An 18427-nucleotide genomic window follows, 5' to 3' on the forward strand; every position below is an offset into this window, starting at 1 on the left:
AATAGTCATTTCCTTGAATAAAACCACATCCATTTCCACATTAAATTTCAATAATATAGTTCGTATGATTTATAGCAGACAGCGTTTTATATTTCTATCTGCAATGGATTAAATAAAGATAAATTAAGATTAGATATACTTCTATTTAGATTTATTTATAGGGATTTTTTTATGTCAAAGACAGTAACGATAATAGATACTTTTGGATTCTTTTTTAGAAGTTTTTATGCACTTCCGCAACATCTCAGTAACAAGGACGGTTTTCCGACCGGACTTTTGACAGGATTTGTCAACTTCATCTCATCGCTTCAAAAAGAACACAGCAGCGATTATCTTGTGTTTGCTATCGACTCTAAGGGCAATACGTTTAGAAACGAGATAGACCCCAACTATAAAGCAAACCGCACCGCACCTCCTCATGAACTGACACTGCAGCTTCCAGTGGCAATAGAGTGGATAGACAAGATGGGTTTTCGTACTCTTGGCATGGTCGGATATGAAGCCGATGATATGATTGCTACCGTTGCAAAGTTGGCTGTTGAAAAAGGCTATAACGTAAAAATAGTCTCGCATGACAAAGATCTTTATCAGTTGATAGACGATGACAAGGTCGTGCTTGTAGATGCTATCAAAAGAAAGACGATAAACGAAGATGAGTGTATGCAGAAATATGGTGTCACTCCCAAGCAGTTTATCGATTTTCAGTCACTGCTTGGTGACAGCGCAGATAATGTCCCTGGTGTAAAAGGGATAGGCAAGGTGACGGCGCAAAAACTTATCTCTACTTACGGAAGTTTGGAAAACATCTATGAAAATATAGATACGGTCACTCCTGCAGGCGTCCAAAAGAAACTGATCGAGAACAAAGAGAACGCTTTTATGTCTAAGCAGCTTGTCACACTTAAAAGAGATGTATTTGACGAGTTTGACTTTGATGAGTATGAGATGCATTATGAGAACCCTTTTGTCCCGATCTATGATGAACTCGTACATTATGAGATGAACGGGATACTCCGAGCCCTTCATGCAAAAGGAGTGATGCAGGAACAAAAGCCAAGCAGTACTCAAAACGGTGTCGAGGTAGTCTACGAGACTATCAAAGAGCCAAAGTTGGAGGATTTCAAGACGACTCTGATAACGGAGAAAAAAGCGCTAGAAAGTGTATTGTCAGCTCTTACCGGTAATGAGATCGTAGCTTTTGATACGGAGACAACAGGGCTTGATCCTTATAAAGACACGCTTGTCGGATTCAGTTTTTGTTTTGATGAGAAACAGGCCTTTTATGTGCCGCTTGCCCATTCATACCTTGGAGCACCGGAGCAGATAGGTTCAGATGATGCAAAAGAGGCTATCAAAAAGATCTTTACATGTAAGGTAGTAGGGCACAACATCAAGTTCGATCTTCACTTTGTGACAAAGTATCTGGGAATGGACCTTGATATCTACGGCGACAGTATGATCCTTGCATGGCTTCATAACCCTGAGGGAAAACTCTCACTTGATCATCTCTCATCAACGATGCTAAATCATACTATGATCTCTTTTAAAGACACGGTCAAAAAAGGTGAGACTTTTGCTTCTGTAGAACTTGACGATGCCTGTAAATATGCAGCAGAAGATGCGCTCATCACGCTTCGTCTGTACAACCAGCTAGTCCAAAAGTTTAAACACAACTCTACAGAGTACCTTTTAGATGAAGCAGCCAACGTTGAGTACCCGTTTATCTCTACGCTTCTCAGAATGGAGCAAAGCGGTATAGCCGTTGACAGCGGATTTTTATCCGAATTTTTAGAAGAGGTGAAGACAAGACTTACCTCGCTTACAAAAGAGATATACGCTATAGCGGGATGCGAATTCAACCTTAACTCTCCGCAGCAGCTTGGAGGTATCTTGTTTGAAACACTTGCTCTTCCTTCTGGTAAAAAGACAAAGACAGGCTACTCGACTGATGAGAAGGTGTTAAGCTCTCTTGTCGATGAGCATGAGATCATAAGACATATACTTGATTATAGAGAGGTTCATAAGCTCTATTCTACATATATCGAGCCGCTTTTAAAACTTTCACAAGAGAGCGATGACAGCCGTGTGCATACCTCTTTTATACAAACAGGAACGGCAACGGGACGTCTGAGCTCAAAAAATCCAAATCTTCAAAATATCCCTGTTAGAAGTGACCTTGGTGTCAAGATACGCAGAGGTTTCGTGGCACCAAAAGGCAAAAAGCTTGTAGGAATAGACTACTCGCAGATAGAGCTTAGACTTCTTGCACACTTTAGTGAAGACAAAGTACTCGTCCATGCGTTTAAAGAGGATAAAGATATCCACCTTCAGACAGCTATAGTACTTTTTGGAGAGGACGAAGCACCGAGTAAGAGAAATATCGCAAAGACCGTAAACTTCGGACTTCTGTACGGGATGGGGCAGAAGAAGCTCTCAGATACTCTTGGTATAACTACAAAAGAGGCAAAAGATATCATCACGACCTATTTTGAAAAGTTTCATAACGTCAAAGAGTATTTTAATTATATCATCGAAGACAGCAAAGAGAAGGGATATGTAGAGACATTGCTTCGCCGCAGACGCTATTTTGACTATGCAAAAGCGACGCCGATGCTAAAAGCCGCATTTGAGAGAGAAAGTGTAAATACTAAGTTTCAAGGCAGCGTGTCTGACCTTATAAAACTTTCTATGAACAAAATAGACAGGATCATAAAAGAGGAAGGGTTAAAAGCGAAGATGCTTTTACAGATCCACGATGAACTGATATTCGAGGTAGATGAGGATGTTGCACAGGAACTTGGAGAAAGATTTCAGAAGATCATGGAAGATATTTATGAGCTCAATATCCCTCTCAAAGCATCCTTAAATATAGGTGATAACTGGGGAGAACTTAAATAAGATGATAAATATAAGTTTTTTAAATTTAATGAAGCTTAACAAATTTGTTTTTTCAGCTCCTTTAATGGTGTGTTTACTATGTTTTATTACAATGCTGACTCAATTAATGAATTTAGCCAATTATGACGACATAAAAGCCGTCGTAGTTAGCTGAATTTTGTACAAAAAAAAGGCGGTATGATGAAAAAGATATTATCTTTTATGGGCTCGATGAAAACAATGGCTGTTTTGATGCTCATTTTTGCATTCTCTATAGGATACGCGACTATCATAGAGAATGACTTTGGAACTATGACGGCAAAAGCCGATATCTACAACACAAGATGGTTTGAACTCCTTATGGGATTGCTTGCGATCAATCTATTTTTAAATATTATTAACTTTAAGATGTACACAAAAAGCAAAGCGCTTGTACTGACATTTCACATCTCATTTTTTGTGATACTTATCGGTGCTGCAGTAACACGTTATACTGGCTTTGAAGGGATGATGCACATCCGCGAGGGACAGACATCATCAGTAATGACGAGTTCTGAACCTTACTTAAACATCAAAGCAAGCGACGGCAGCAGTAACGTTGAGAGTGCAAAAGTACTTTATCTTTCAAAAAGATCATCTAACAGCTATGACCAAGACTTAAAAGTCGGATCAAAAGAGTTACATGTAAAACTTACCGAATATATTCCTGATGCGGTCGTACAGCTTGTTGAAGATAAAAACGGCGGACCTATCGCTAATATGATGATCACGTTAAACGGGCAGGGTGAGAGTGTTCAGCTTTCACAAGGCGAGTTTTTTGAGACGGGTGATTTAGTGCTTGATTTTGGTTCAGGTAAAAAGTTTGACAAGCCTGTTATCGAGATGTTTGTCGAGAACGGTAAACTGTATATCAACCATCCGATGGATCTGACATACCTGAAAATGGACGACAGAAGCAGTGGAGACCTAAAAGCTAACGCAAAAGAGGAGTTTCTGACACGTACGCTTCATACATATAAATCTACAAATATCGTACTTCGTCAGTTCTATGCATCTGCATCGAAGAAGCTTATTCGCAATCCAAATGCAAAAGCTAAAAATCCTGGAATGGATGCACTGCGTTTTGAGATAAGTGATGCAAATGACAAAAAATCTGTTCTTATTTACGGTAAACCGGGTGAAGTAGGAGATGATGTGAGTGTTGATGTAGACGGTGTGAAAGTCTCACTCAATTACGGTGCGAAGATCATTAACCTGCCTTTTGGCATAAAACTTAACGATTTCCAGCTTGAACGTTATCCCGGTTCTATGTCTCCGGCGTCTTACGCGAGTGAAGTGACACTGATCGATAGAGAACAAAACATGGAAGAGCCTTACCGCATCTATATGAATCATATACTTGATCATCGCGGATATAGATTTTTTCAATCTTCATACGACCAAGATGAAAGGGGAACCGTGCTTTCTGTAAATAACGATCCGGGTACGATAATAACTTATATAGGATACCTGATGCTTGCAATCGGTATGTTTGGTTCACTTCTTATGCCAAACGGAAGGTTTGCAAAACTTTCTAAAAAAGCAAAAGAGATAAGTGCAAGCAGAACTGCTGCAGCATTTTTGGCACTGGCGATGATGTTCACATACAGCAGTTCTCATGCTGAAGAGTTAAATCCTATTATCAAGACCGTAAAATCTATTGATAAAGCCCATGCACAAAAGTTCGGTGAACTTATCGTTCAAGACAGCAGCGGACGTATGAAACCTCTTGATACTCTTTCTATGGAGATTTTAAATAAGATACATAGAGGTAATTCTATCCTTGGTCTTGATGCAAATCAGGTTATTCTTGGGATGATGGTTCGTCCGGATGTCTGGCGTGAGATAAAGATGATCAATACGTCAAATAAAGAGATAAACAAAGTTCTTGGTATTCCTGAAGGAGAAAAATATGCATCGTTCTCGCAGTTTTTCGATTTTCCAAACGATATGCAGGGATATAAACTTGAAAAATATGCTGATGAAGCGATACGTAAAGCACCAAAGAACAGAGATAAGTTCGATAAAGCAGTGCTGGCTGTAGATGAACGTGTGAATGTCGCATTTATGGTCTATACAGGTCAGATCATCAAGATATGGCCAAAACCAAACGATGTAAGCCATAAATGGTTTGCAACGGTAGACGCACTGCAGAACTTTAATCAGATGACATCGTTAAGCATTAGAAATATAGCTATCAACTACTTTACAAGTATCGATAAAGCTATCCAATCGGGAGATTGGAGCAAAGCTAACGAAGCTTTAACAGGGATAGAAAAATATCAGAAGTTTTATGGTGCATCCGTGTACCCTGATGACAGAAAGATCTCTTTAGAGATAGCATATAACCACTCAAACGTATTTGAAAAACTTTGGCCTTTATACTTTTTAGTCGGTTTTGTTCTTTTAGGACTATCGTTTATCAAGATACTGAGACCGTCGTTCAATATAAGTATCTTCAGCAAATCTGCGATGTTCCTGCTTATAGCGTTCTTTATAGCGCATACTATGGGTCTTGCAGTGAGATGGTATATCTCTGGTCACGCACCGTGGTCAAATGGTTTTGAGTCTATGGTCTACATCGCATGGGCAACTGTGCTGGCAGGATTTATCTTCTCTAAACACTCGCCGATCACACTTGCTTCGACATCGATACTTGCAGGTCTGATCCTGTTTGTCGCACACCTGAGCTGGATGGATCCGAAAGTGACTAACCTTGTGCCTGTACTTCAGTCATACTGGTTAAGCATCCACGTTTCTATGATCACTGCTAGTTACGGTTTCTTAGGGCTTGGAGCACTTTTAGGATTTATCACGGTCATCTTGTTTGTGTTGAAAAACAAGAAAAACGAGAAGCGCATCAGCAGCTCTATCTTGGAGCTTAATGCTATCAATGAGATGAGTCTGCTTATCGGTCTTGCTCTGCTTACAGTCGGTAACTTCTTAGGCGGTGTCTGGGCAAATGAGAGCTGGGGACGCTACTGGGGATGGGATCCAAAAGAGACTTGGGCACTTGTGACGATCCTTGTATATGCAGTCGTTGTGCACTTGAGATTTATAAAAGCGATATATAATCCTTTTAATTACAGTGTTATCTCATTGTTGGCGTTTACATCGGTCATCATGACATATTTCGGTGTAAACTATTACCTTGCAGGTATGCACTCATATGCAAAAGGAGATCCGGTTCCGATCCCTGATTTCGTGCCTGTGACATACCTGATCATCTTTGCTCTTATTGCACTGGCATTTAGAAACAGACAGCTAGCAAAGTAGGGTAAAATGGGTTTTAACGGATTTTCAAAAGAGGTGATCCCTTTTTTAAAAGAGATCCGTGACAACAATAACAAAGAGTGGTTTTTAACACAGAAATCACGCTATGAACAGCTTATACTAGAACCATCCCGCGACTTTGTCGAGGAGATGGGAGAACACCTCATGGCCATAGAGCCTACAATCAACGCTATCCCCAAGATCAACGCATCGCTCTTTCGTATATACAAAGACATAAGAAGAAACAAAACAGCACTAAGCGACCCCATAAAGACACGTATAGGCTACATCTTTTGGCAGGGAGAGGGAAAACGTCTTCAATGCAGCAGTTTTTATATGCACTACGGCATAGAAGAGCTGTTTGTAGCTGTAGGAATACGATGGTTTGAAAAAGAGATACAAGACGCCTACAGAGAGTATATAAAAGACGATGAGCACAGAGCAGAACTGGCAGCTATCTTAAAAGATCTGCAAGAAAAAGGCTATAAGCTTTTAGAACCTTCGATGAAAAGATTTCCAAAAGGCTTTACCTCTGCGATGCCTCATGCAGAACTTTCACTTTATAAAGAGATGGCGGCATATAAGATATACGATCCTCATCTCATAGAGGATGGTGACAGATTGATAGATACTCTTTTTAAAGACTACGAAACGATGGCACCCCTTCATAGATGGCTTTATGAGATGAGTCTTTCTTCTAAATGATAGTTTTTAGAGTGTTTTTAAAAGAGTTATTGAGAAAGTTTATTATGGATATCGTCTATAGATGTAAGATTATTTTTTGCATAGTATTTTAGTAGAAGATTATTCAGCTTATTCTGGTTAAATCTCCAAAAGTGTTCTTTGTCAAAATCATTGTGTTCTGTTATAGCGATAAAAAGCTCATTATGAGTTGGCGGGGTGTCGTAGTTTTTGATAACAGCTAACATAATACATGTTAACTGTTCGATAGATTCTATAGTGTTATCGTCATCTTCAAGTTGCTTGTTTGGCAGAAATTTATAAACTTTCCAGAGACTCAGCACCAAAAAGAGTATAAATCCTGCCATCATCAAAGATGGGATATGCTCTTTCACTTAAACCAGCTTTTCATCTTGTCGATCGCAGAATCTAACACACTTTCATGCGGTTTTGATTCTATACCGAAAGACTCTTGCAGCTTTGATAGAAGCTGACGCTGTTCTTCGGTAAGCTTTTTCGGGTAAGTGATATTGACCTGTGCGATCAGATCACCTTTTCCGTGACCGTGAACATCCTCTATACCTTCATTTCTGAATTTAAACTGCTGTTTATCGCGTGTTCCTACATCAAGTTGCAGTTTTAGCTCACCTGTGAGTGAAGGGATAGTGATCTCATCACCCGTTATCGCCTGAGTGAAAAATACAGGTATCTCGATGTAGACGTCGTTTTCACTTCTGATGAAGTGTTTGTCTGCTTTTACTTTAAATGTGACATACAGGTCACCGCGATGTCCATTTTTACCAATGTTACCGCGTCCGCCGACTCTGAGTCTATTGCCGTTATCAATCCCTTTTGGTACATTGATCTTTACGCTTTCTTTGACCTCTGTGTATCCGCTGCCGTGGCAATCAGTACACTTCTCTGAAGGCATGCTTCCTTCGCCGTTACACACCGGACATGTTTGAGAAAAGGTCATAAACCCTTGACGGATATAGACCTGACCCTTTCCTTGACACTGGCTACAAGTTGAAAGTTTTCCATCTTTTGCACCCGTGCCTTTACAGCTTTGGCATGCTTTTTTATATTTGTAATTTATCTCTTTTTCACAACCAAATACTGCCTCGTTAAAACTGATCGTTATATCTACGTTCATATCAAGAGGGTATTTGTCCATATCTGCACGAGAACGTCTGGAACCGCCGCCGAAACCGCCGCCGAACATCTCTTCAAAGATGCTTCCAAGGTCTTCGAATCCACCCATACCTGATGATGAACGACCGCCGCCGCCCATGCCTTGAAGACCTTCTTTACCGTATCTGTCGTAGATAGACCTTTGTTTATCATCGCTTAGAACTTGGTAGGCTTCGTTGATATATTTGAATTTTGCTTCAGCCTCTGGATCACCTTGGTTCTTGTCAGGGTGATGCTCTTTTGCAAGTCTTCTATAAGCTTTTTTGATTACAGTTTTATCTGCATTTTGGTCTATCTCTAATATTTCGTAATAACTTAAATTTTCCAAAACACTTTCTCCGTAACTTTAATAAATTTTTTTGGAATTATAACGAAAGTAGTTGATGTATTACTTATATATTAACTATAACTTGCTACAATAATAAAAATTATTTCAAGGTATCAAATCGTGTTTCGACTCCCTCACTTACTTCGTTTCTTAGCTATTTTTATAGCATCTATGACACTGTTTTTAACAGTTTTACGATTAGCGTTTTATTACTATTTTTCTGATCCGCTTTCACCTTTGTCTACATACGATTTTTGGATGTCTCTCTGGCTTGGAGGAAGGTTCGACCTTAGAATGGTTATTCTTATGATTGCACCGCTCTTCTTTATAGGGTGGATACCATATCTTTCCCCGTTTAAAAACAAGATAGCAAAATATTTCTGGCTTACGTATCTGACACTTATGTTCACTGCATATATGTTTTTTTATGCCGTGGATTTCGGATATTACGCTTATCTTGGGACTAGACTCGATTTTACTGCAACAAGACTGCTTATTGACTTCGGTACTGCCATGGAGATGGTCTGGGAAAGTTACCATGTCATATGGATATTTATAGGTTATACAGCAGCTGTGGGAGCATTCGCTTGGCTAGTAAACAAACTGTTTTTATACATACAAAAAAGGGAGAATGTTCATTATTCACTGCTTCAAAAAATAATCGTAGGCTTTGTAAGCTTTTTTATCGTCTTTGCGATGGGTTGGGGAAAACTCAATCAATATCCGCTCAGATGGTCTGATGCTTCTTTTTCCAAGCATCCTTTTGCTGCACAATTGACATACAATCCAATTCATTATTTCTTTGATACATGGAAGAACGGCCGTATATCTTATGATGCTAACAAGGTTAGAAAGTATTACGATGTAATGGCATCATATCTTGGTGTCGTTCATAAAGATAAAGACAAACTTTACTTCAAACGTGAAGCAAAACCTATAAATCCTGTCGGTAGCAAGCCTAATGTCGTTATTGTTATTATGGAGTCTTTCGCATCTTACAAGTCAAGTGTATCGGGAAATCCTATCGATCCTTCACCATATCTAAAAAAATATGCCGACAAAGGATGGTATTTTAAAAACTATTTTACGCCTACTGTCGGTACGGCTAGAAGTATCTATGCGACACTGACTTCACTTCCTGATGTCGAGCTGCACGGGACATCAAGCCGTAACCCGCTAATAGTAAACCAACATAGTATCTTGGAAGATTTCAAAGGGTATAGAAAACTTTATTTTATCGGTGGTTCTGCATCTTGGGGAAATATCCGCGGGATGTTAAACGAGTCCATGGATAATCTTGATCTTTACGAAGAGGAGAGATACAGTGCACCTCGTACGGATGTATGGGGTATCTCTGATGCAGATTTGGCTATTGAAGCAAATAAGGTCTTAGTTAAAGAAAAAGAGCCGTTTGTAGCTGTTATACAGACATCCGGTAACCACAGACCATATACTATTCCCGAAAATGATCATGGTTTTAAAGTACGTAAAGATATACCGCTAAAAGAGGTTAAAAAGTATGGCTTTAGATCATTAGAAGAGTATAATTCCTTTAGATTTTTAGATTATTCGGTTGGGTTATTTATGAAAGAAGCCGAAAAGAGCGATTATTTTAAAAATACGATATTCGTATTTTGGGGAGACCACGGTATAGACGGGTATTCAAATCATGTTTCTCCGGGTGAGAGTACATCAAATCTTGATCTAGGTTCATACAGAGTCCCGTTTGTCATCTACTCACCGATGATTAAAAACCATAAAGTCTTTGACACTGTTATGTCGGAACTTGATGCACTGCCGTCGATTGCATCACTTGTAGGGATCGATTATACGGCTACGACATTGGGACGTAATATCTTTGATCCGCAGTTTAAGGACAGTCACTTTGCATATACGATGTTAAATAGAGCTGATCCGACTTTAGGACTTGTAGGAAAAGAGTTCTATTATAGAAAGGCAGGGAAGTTTGAGGGGCTTTACAAAATAGATAGCAAAGACCCGATGACAGATCATAGTAAAGAACATCCTGAGCTTTTTAATGAGATGAAAACACTAACACACGGGATATTTGAGACAGCTAAATATATACCGTACTTCAATAAGCGTCAAGACGCTCACGAATAAAATATCTTAGCCAGATACAGCCCGTTTGACGGGGCTGGCTTTATGGCTATCTTCCTCTTACATGTAAGCTGATCTTGCAGATCTTCTAAGCTGAGTTTTTCATCATTGATCCCCAAAAGCATAGCTACCATAAGTCGTATCTGCGAACGGAGAAAACCGTTTGCTTCAAAGTAAAGTACGGTCAATCCCTTATACTGATAGACACGGGTCTTGTATATAGTTCTGACAGTCGTCTTGTTGTCGCTTCCTGTTTTATAAAACTGTTTGAAGTCATGTGTGCCTTCAAAGAGTTTTATGGCATCTCTTAAACTGTCTATGTCTATCTTATCTACAAAAGTGATGAACTCATCCTCAAAGGGGTTTGAATCTCCTTCTTTAAGGATATATCTGTAAACACGCCTCGTTGCACCGTAGCGTGCGTGGAAATCATCATTTGTGAGTTCTATCTTTCTTACACGTATGGATGTCGGAAGTTTGAAGTTTATTATCTCTAAAAGCTTTTTAGTATCGCTCCAAAATTCGGGAACCTCAAAGTCGATCACCTGACCTGTCGCATGAACACCTCTGTCTGTTCTGCCCGAGGCTTCTATTTTACCGACGATTCCCATCGATTTTAAAACATTTTGCAAAGTCCCGTTTACAGTGACTTTCTTATCTTGAACCTGAGAACCGTAGAACTTTGTTCCGTTGTAAGCTATTGTCGCTTTTACTTTCAAAATCTTGCCAATATTTTCTTATGATAAATATAGTAACTAAGCAGAAGCGATGTGAAAAATACTACAGGAATAGTATAAAAGCTGATAACATCTATAAGCCCGATCGTTGCACCGTAGTAAAGTGTGATAGCTATGAAAAGGTAGAGGTAGACATACCCTTTTTGATGTCTTACATGTACGACACCGATCGCAACGACTAGAAACAAAGAGATTAGAGGGAATAGACTTAAAAGGCTGTCTGTGATAAACATATGTCTTTTACTTTCAGCTCTATCTTCGCTTAACCAATACTCAAGGGGTTTCCTATAGGTATGAAGGTCGGCTTTCATCATATCGTTGATGATCATAGTCTTATAATTGATCTGTGAGAGAGTATCGGTAGTATAGCTGTAACCTTCTCCGCTGTGAAGTTTGAGCTTTAGTATACCCTTTTGATTGATGACCTCTGCATTTTTCGCATTTATAAGGATCTCATCGTCTTTTTCTTTATTGAACAAAAAGACATCCCCGAATGTCCCGTCGTCGTTGTTCTTCCCGACATATAAAAGCCAGTTACCAAAGTTATTTCCAAACTCGGAAGCTTTGATGTTGAACTTGGCTTCGCTTTTTTTGTAAGAGATAAAGTTGCTTGACAATACTGTCGCATGCGGGAAAAGTATGAAAAAATCAAATGCTAAAAGTAAAGACAACAGTAAAGCAGGTTTAAAAAGTGTTCTGATCAGAAATTCCGGTTTGATCCCGAGTGCAAAGATGACGATCATCTCATTATCATTAGAGAGTCTAAAAAGTGTCAGTGTTGCCGAGATAAAAAAAGTAACAGGCAGTGTATAAAAAAGTATCTCGGGAAGTACGAACATATAAAGTTTTAGCATCTCAAAAAACGTTAGCTGGATAACAGCAGTGTATGTTGCCAGTTTTATCATGAATATGACCGATGCGATAGCAAAAAGAGGTAAGAATATGGATAAAAACAGAATAGAGAAATTGTTTATGATATAGCGTCTTAGTTTATGCATACAGGCTTTCCAGATAGTTATAGATTTGTGAGTCAAAAAGATAGGTAATAAAAGTTCCCAGAGCTAAAAAAGGGATGAAGGGTACTCTTTGTTCTTCTGCCGAACGGTTCATGACTAAAAGCATAACAGGAAGTGCCAACACTGCTGCTAAAAAGATCGCAGCAAGAGTAAGCTTTAGGCCTAAAAGCGCACCCATCGTCGCAGCTATCATGATGTCCGCTTCGCCCATGGCTTCTATAAACGGGTACCTGTGATAGTGCTTCGTCCAAGCGGTTTCACTTTTTTTTGCAGCTCTGTGTGCCGTTGATGTCAATATATACGAGAGTGCAAACCTAAGCAGGGTAAATCCGCCGGCAAAGAGCAGGGCGTTTTGAAAGTTTAAAATCAGCATATCCAAAGAATATGCGCTAAGGATCGCAAACACAAGTGCTAAAAGGTTCAGACTGTCAGGTGCCATCTTGTATCTGAAATCTATCATAGAAAGAGCCAGCAGCATTAAAAAAGTAAGTGCTACAAAAGCAGATGAGATACTTATTCCCATTTTGTAAGCGATGATAACAAATATCACTCCGCTTAAAAGTTCTATAGCCGGATACTGCATAGAGATGGGTGCTTTACAGAACGAACATTTTCCTCTTAGAAATATCCATGAGATCAGGGGGATGTTATGCCATGGCTTCAGAGGTGTACCGCATGAAAAACAATGTGATGCAGGAAAGGCGATGCTTTCATCTTTAGGAATACGCAAGATAACGACGTTTAAAAAAGAGCCGATCAATGTACCGAATATAAATACTAAAAAAAGCTCCATTAATTTAATCCTCCGAACCTGCGTTCTCTTTTTGTAAATTCTTCCATAATGTTCTTTAACTCTTTCGTACTAAAGTCAGGCCATAAAGTGTCAGTAAAAAACAGTTCGGCATAGCTTATCTGCCAAAGAAGAAAGTTCGATATCCTATGGTCACCGCCGGTCCTGATCATAACGTCTACCTGATGTTTACAATCAAGAGCATTAGATAACATCTCGTTTGTTATATCTTTTTTCTCATCTCTTAGTTTGTTGACTGCGCGTAGTATCTCATCGTGAGATCCGTAGTTTAGTGCAAGGCTTTGTACCAGACCGTCACAGTGGGCAGTCTTTTGTTTTACCTCTTTTATCAGCTTCTGTAAAGATGCAGAAAATGCTCTGGTATCACCGATCGGTTCAAACCTGATATTGTTTTTTATATAGACTTCCAGCTCGTTTTTGAGGTATTTTTCCAAAAGCTTCATCAAAAACTCGACTTCCAGGCGCGGACGTTTCCAGTTTTCAGTCGAAAAAGCGTAAAGAGTGAGTCTCTCTATCTCTTTATGAGCGGCACAATATTCTGTTATCTCGCGTACGACTTTTGCTCCCTGCTCATGTCCTTTGACTCTTTTTTCTCCACGCTTTTCTGCCCAGCGTCCGTTTCCGTCCATGATGATCGCTACATGTAAAGCCTGTTTCATACGTTTATATCCAAGATAGTGTTATTTTGTACATTATAAAGAGGTTCTATCTCCTCTTTTAGATGAATGTTTAGTTTATATCTAATAGTGTTCAAATTATCTTCCAAAAAAAGTTTAGTCATTTTAAATGCTACGTCCAGATCTACGATGATCTCATCTTCTATCAGCATTATAGTTCCGTTGATCGGCCCCAGATTGTGAAGTGCAGCGTAGAAATCTATTTGAGATTTTTTTGTAGTTTTATTGTATCGTTTTTTCATTTGAAAAAGCCCAAAATATTGCTGATACTGCAAGGGAATCGTCATAGTGTTCTGCATTAATGATAAAAGCAGATTAGAAAGCTGAGTAAACTCATCTTTTGAAGAGGCATGCGAGAGATGCTCTAAGAGTCTGCCTTTGATGTTTTCAAGCGGTTTTTCATGTGTCAGGATACTGTGCAGTTCTTTCGCATCAAATACGATCGGCAGGCTTTGCAGATGTTTTAAGATAGCCGGATGTTTGATGAGCTTAGAAAGTACCGGTAACGAGTTTTGTTTCGTCTCAAGCTGAGCCCAGTATCTTCCTCCCTCTTGCAGCTTGCTCTCACTGTTTGCTGTCAGTTCTTTAGAAACTGTCTGGATGATGTATTTACTCTCTCCCAAAGATTTTGTGACATCGATCGTAAGCAGTTTTATGAGTGCTTTAGCCTCTGCAGGTGAAGCGGAGGACAGCTTTAGTATTGTAGAGAGGTCACTTACGGTAAAACTCATAGCTCTTTTGCATTCTCCAGTATCTGAAATGAGAGTGAAAGTTTGTTTGTACGGGGAAGTGTGACAGAGTTTTTCTTTGTAATGAACTCTATCTCGTTATCATCTGTTCCAAAGCTTTTATCGTCGGATAAAACATTCAGACAAACGGCATCGACTCCTTTGTTCGTTATAAGCGAAGTTGCATTTGCTTTTGCATTGGCAGCATCCATCTCAGCTTTAAAACCGACTACTTTTATCCCATCTTTGTCTAGACTCTTTAAGATGTCGACATTTTGTTTTAGTTCTAAGTTCCAAGAGCTTCCAAGCATCTCTTTTTTCAGTTTGCCGTTTTGTGCATATGCCGGGACATAGTCGCTAACAGCCGCTGCCATAAACAGATATGGCTCTTTTTGGATGAGTTCTATCGGTTTATCCGTGATAAGTGACGGTTTTGAAAGCTTGCCTTTTTTTGCGATACGAACCGAGTCGGTCACAAACTCCTGCATCTCTTCACTTGAGCTCACATCTATCTTATGCATAGATTTTGGAAGGTCGGTATCGAATTTTGTAGCTATAAGGTTAACATCCGCGCCTTTACAAAACAGGGCAGTCGCAAGCGCACTTGCCATCTTACCGCTTGAAAAATTGGAGATATAACGTACATCGTCTATCTTCTCTAGCGTTCCTCCGCCTGTCACTATAACGCGTCTGTCTTCCCAAAACTCCTCTTTTAGAAGTTCTTTTGTAATATGCCAGAAGATCTCTATGGGTTCAGCCATGGCACCGTCACCGACAGTCTTGCAAGCAAGTTCTTTCGTCTGCGTCGAGATCACTTCATAGTTTGCAATGGCAAGCATCTTCAGGTTTGCCTGAGTTATAGGGTTTGAGAGCATATTCGTGTTTGCAGACGGTGAAATGATCTTTTTACCGCTAAATGCTAGAGCGCATTGAAGCAGCATATTGTCGGCAATCGCGTTAGCCAGTTTTGCTATGGTATTTGCACTGCACGGAGCGATAACAAAGATATCTGCCCACTGAGTCGTTTTTATGTGGTTATGGTCATCCGACCAAGATTCACTTTGTTCATCCAGTACTTTGTTCGTAGAAAGTGTCTCAAAAGTAAGAGGAGTCACGAATTTTTTTGCCGCATCACTCATCACTACTCTTACATCTGCTCCCGCTTTTGTCAGTAGTCGTACAAGCTCGAGCGATTTATAGATAGCAATAGAGCCGGTGACTCCTAAAAGTACTTTTTTACCTTTTAATAGATCAGACGGTATAACCATTTTCAGCCTTGTGTTATATAATAATCTAGTTTATAGTGGAATATTTCTTATAAAATAATATGGATTATATTTTAGCATTAAATGGCTTAATAGGTTTAATTTAAGAGTTTAGCTCTGTGCAATCTCATATTTGATACCGGCTTTTTCATAGCAGGACTCTAAATTCTCTTTTAACTTCTTGACGATAGTAAAGTCCAGTTTTCCGTCCTCACACATCTGGTATAAGATATCATAGGCTTCATTCATATCAAGCCCTTGTCTGTAGGGTCTTTCTTGTATGAGAGCCTGAAATATATCGGCTACAGTTATGATTCTTGCTTCAATAGGGATATCTGATGGATTGAGATTATAGGGGTATCCTTTGGCATCTAATGTCTCATGATGAAGAGATGCCAAATGGGCTATCTCTTTAAAGCCTTTGATATGTCTGAGTATGATAAATGAATCAAATCCGTGACGGTTCATTATCAACCTTTCATCGGTATCTAATTTTGAAGGTTTATCTAAAATAGCGTCATCGACTCTCAGTTTTCCAAGGTCATGCAGCAATCCTGCCAGTTCTATCTTCTCGCGGCTCTCTTGCGGCAGTTCAAACAGATCGGCCAGATAACGCGACAAGTTGCTTACGCCGATGGAATGTTCAGAAGTAAACGTACTTTTTGCATCTACGACAGCGGCAAACATGAGAGATATCTCTTTAACCTCTTCAAATGAGAAGTCCTCATCAAAACCTTTTTCGACCCACTCAGTAAAGTATTCTTCCAACGCTTCATTTTCAAGATAAAACCAAAAGGAATCGCGGGAAGAGACATTTAAAAAGCCTTCCACCAGTCTTGGTGAAAACATGGTGTCTGAATATTTATTTATGGTTTCCTGCATCGAATGCATAGATTTGATTCCGCTGCTTTTCATCTGAGCGTTGAGGGCGTCTACTCTGTCTACCAGATAGATAAGATTGGATATCTCTTTTTCATGGTCGCTAAGTGCTTCGGGCAGGTCATGCCAGTGAGTATGGTGATATCGTACATAAGTGGCAAATTTCTTGTAAGCTTTTGTCATCTTTAGCAGAACTTCTCCTCGGATAGAATGCACCTGAGAGTTGTTCCAGTCCAGTTCTGTCACGAGGTGGGTATGGACATCTGTGGATGAGACGCCGCAGTCATGGAGCATACCCGTAAAGATGATATCATCGATAAGCGCTTTGTCCCAAGATAGTTCTTTAGCGAGTTCAGCTGCCATATATGCCACTCTTTTGCCATGCAGAGTGTCGTCTATGCCGACAAAATCAAGCGCTCCTGAGAGGGCATACGTCACCTCTCGTATATTTAATGAATACTCCACCGCATACCTCGTAAAATATTAAAAAAGTTTATGTGTAAAGTGTACATCAAAAACTATTTTTTCATACTTAAGTATTGCATTTACAAAATTCTGTAAACGCATATATCTCATCTTTTATCTCTGTATACTCTTTAAGACCTCTCTTTAACGACTCGGATATCTCTTTGCTCGAGGCACCTGAGAGAAGACCGAGTATCATCCCTCTGTGTACATTATCTCCGCCTGCGTTTGCATTGTCAAAAAGCGAAGAGTTGAAATCAAAACGGTTCTTATATAAAAAGTAAAGTATCAGAGGCACACCGTGTTCCGGGTAACATGCCGTGGCAAAACGTTTTGTTATCATATTCTCATCAGTGGCAGAAGAAAGTATCTTGTCCAGATACTCATCTGAAAACTCGGTATGGATCTTCCACATCAGCTCTTTTGGAATGTTACCCGGACCTTGATGATCATGGTACATCTTTGTCAGTTCACTGCCGTGTATCTTGATGAGCGGTACCTGTTTAGCATACACACCGAGTAGTCTCATCGGTTCATCTCCATGAAGCAGATCCGCTAAGAAAGGGACTAACACACCAAGTGCGGAGGAGACGTTCTGCGATCTGTGAGTCAGCTCCTGATGGGTGAGGGCAACACCCAACCCCTCGTATGAACTTTTACAGAGCAGGGAAAGTACAAGCGGACGGATGATGCCTCCATGCGCGCCTATGGACCATTTTTCTCTTTGACTTTGCGCACACAGTTCAGGAGGAAGTCCTTTAGAATAGTTCTCAAACCAGTCACGTATATAGATCTCCAAATAGGGATCACGGTTTCTCCCGGGTGAACTCATATACTCTATAAAATCATCCAAAAAGCTCTTTTCATCATAACCGCCGTTTTTGATGACAGAGCGCATCAGAACTCTGACAAGATTGGCTCCAAGAGTGTTCTCTCCCGCTTTTAAAGCGTGATGGTAATGATACCGTTCATCAAGCTTTGGCATAAGGTTGCCGTGTTCTCCTGAGTGTTCCAGAGAGCTTACATGTAAGTGGTTATATGAGGTGTTATAAAAGCGGATATGTTCATGCAGGATGTCATATGGACGGCCGAGCCTTTTGGCATTTTCTATATCGGGAAAGTAGGGATTTGCTACCATAAACGATTCGGGATGAGGGTGGGGTGCGTCGTTGTAGCCTGTGATGCTGCCGAAATCTTTTTTGAGATAATCCAGATCATAGTACCAGTGTGCAGGCATACAGATGGCATCTGAGATAAACAGTCCCCAGAGCGCATTCTCAATTGGCAGAGTGTCTTTCATGTCGCAACCTTTTTTCTAAAAGTTTGAACCGTATGTGAC

14 protein-coding genes are annotated in these 18427 nt (G+C 39.9%); 4 read left to right on the top strand and 10 right to left on the bottom strand.

From position 1 onward, the window contains the following. Nucleotides 1-171: 171 nt before the first annotated feature. The 3 genes from polA to WCX87_RS04485 all read left to right on the top strand — a co-directional run bounded on the left by polA (nucleotide 172) and on the right by WCX87_RS04485 (nucleotide 6894). Nucleotides 172-2898: a DNA polymerase I gene (polA, locus tag WCX87_RS04475; protein ID WP_345980847.1), complete on the top strand. Its 2727-nt coding sequence runs from the start codon at nucleotides 172-174 to the stop codon at nucleotides 2896-2898. 180 nt (nucleotides 2899-3078) lie between these two features. Further along, nucleotides 3079-6192, top strand: a complete 3114-nt coding sequence (gene ccsA / locus WCX87_RS04480) for a cytochrome c biogenesis protein CcsA (protein ID WP_345980848.1) — start codon at nucleotides 3079-3081, stop codon at nucleotides 6190-6192. A gap of 6 nt (nucleotides 6193-6198) precedes the next feature. Continuing rightward, nucleotides 6199-6894: a TIGR02453 family protein gene (locus WCX87_RS04485; RefSeq protein WP_345980849.1), complete on the top strand. Its 696-nt coding sequence runs from the start codon at nucleotides 6199-6201 to the stop codon at nucleotides 6892-6894. Between the two features lie 26 nt (nucleotides 6895-6920). Here the strand turns inward: WCX87_RS04485 and WCX87_RS04490 are convergent, their stop codons facing one another. After that, complete coding sequence (locus WCX87_RS04490) at nucleotides 6921-7265, bottom strand: hypothetical protein (protein WP_345980850.1); 345 nt, start codon at nucleotides 7263-7265, stop codon at nucleotides 6921-6923. Continuing rightward, nucleotides 7262-8389 carry a molecular chaperone DnaJ gene (dnaJ, locus tag WCX87_RS04495; RefSeq protein ID WP_345980851.1) on the bottom strand — a complete coding sequence of 376 codons (1128 nt, stop codon included), beginning with the start codon at nucleotides 8387-8389 and terminating at the stop codon, nucleotides 7262-7264. Before dnaJ ends, WCX87_RS04490 begins: the two co-directional genes overlap by 4 nt. A gap of 171 nt (nucleotides 8390-8560) precedes the next feature. On the opposite strand from dnaJ, the gene WCX87_RS04500 reads away from it, so the two are divergent. Then, nucleotides 8561-10513, top strand: coding sequence for an LTA synthase family protein (locus WCX87_RS04500; RefSeq protein ID WP_345980852.1), 1953 nt, complete (start codon nucleotides 8561-8563; stop codon nucleotides 10511-10513). Here the strand turns inward: WCX87_RS04500 and truA are convergent. The 8 genes from truA to WCX87_RS04540 all read right to left on the bottom strand — a co-directional run bounded on the left by truA (nucleotide 10504) and on the right by WCX87_RS04540 (nucleotide 18388). Then, nucleotides 10504-11229: a tRNA pseudouridine(38-40) synthase TruA gene (gene truA, locus WCX87_RS04505; protein ID WP_345980853.1), complete on the bottom strand. Its 726-nt coding sequence runs from the start codon at nucleotides 11227-11229 to the stop codon at nucleotides 10504-10506. The genes WCX87_RS04500 and truA overlap by 10 nt on opposite strands. Next, nucleotides 11226-12245, bottom strand: a complete 1020-nt coding sequence (locus WCX87_RS04510) for an LptF/LptG family permease (protein WP_345980855.1) — start codon at nucleotides 12243-12245, stop codon at nucleotides 11226-11228. The genes truA and WCX87_RS04510 overlap by 4 nt, the downstream gene beginning before the upstream one ends. Further along, nucleotides 12238-13056, bottom strand: coding sequence for a prepilin peptidase (locus WCX87_RS04515; protein ID WP_345980856.1), 819 nt, complete (start codon nucleotides 13054-13056; stop codon nucleotides 12238-12240). The genes WCX87_RS04510 and WCX87_RS04515 overlap by 8 nt, the downstream gene beginning before the upstream one ends. After that, complete coding sequence (locus WCX87_RS04520; RefSeq protein WP_345980857.1) at nucleotides 13056-13733, bottom strand: di-trans,poly-cis-decaprenylcistransferase; 678 nt, start codon at nucleotides 13731-13733, stop codon at nucleotides 13056-13058. Before WCX87_RS04520 ends, WCX87_RS04515 begins: the two co-directional genes overlap by 1 nt. Continuing rightward, nucleotides 13730-14482: a hypothetical protein gene (locus WCX87_RS04525; RefSeq protein ID WP_345980858.1), complete on the bottom strand. Its 753-nt coding sequence runs from the start codon at nucleotides 14480-14482 to the stop codon at nucleotides 13730-13732. Before WCX87_RS04525 ends, WCX87_RS04520 begins: the two co-directional genes overlap by 4 nt. Further along, nucleotides 14479-15747 carry a bifunctional phosphopantothenoylcysteine decarboxylase/phosphopantothenate--cysteine ligase CoaBC gene (gene coaBC, locus WCX87_RS04530; RefSeq protein WP_345980859.1) on the bottom strand — a complete coding sequence of 423 codons (1269 nt, stop codon included), beginning with the start codon at nucleotides 15745-15747 and terminating at the stop codon, nucleotides 14479-14481. The genes WCX87_RS04525 and coaBC overlap by 4 nt, the downstream gene beginning before the upstream one ends. Before the next feature lie 108 nt (nucleotides 15748-15855). Further along, the gene (locus tag WCX87_RS04535) at nucleotides 15856-17088 is read right to left on the bottom strand and encodes an HD domain-containing phosphohydrolase (RefSeq protein WP_345980860.1); all 1233 of its coding nucleotides are present in this window, start codon (nucleotides 17086-17088) and stop codon (nucleotides 15856-15858) included. Nucleotides 17089-17155: 67 nt separating this feature from the next. Beyond that, nucleotides 17156-18388, bottom strand: coding sequence for an ADP-ribosylglycohydrolase family protein (locus WCX87_RS04540; protein ID WP_345980861.1), 1233 nt, complete (start codon nucleotides 18386-18388; stop codon nucleotides 17156-17158). Between the last annotated feature and the right edge of the window lie 39 nt (nucleotides 18389-18427).

This window comes from Sulfurimonas sp. HSL3-2 (assembly GCF_039645965.1).
Classification (GTDB): Bacteria; Campylobacterota; Campylobacteria; order Campylobacterales; family Sulfurimonadaceae; genus Hydrocurvibacter; species Hydrocurvibacter mobilis.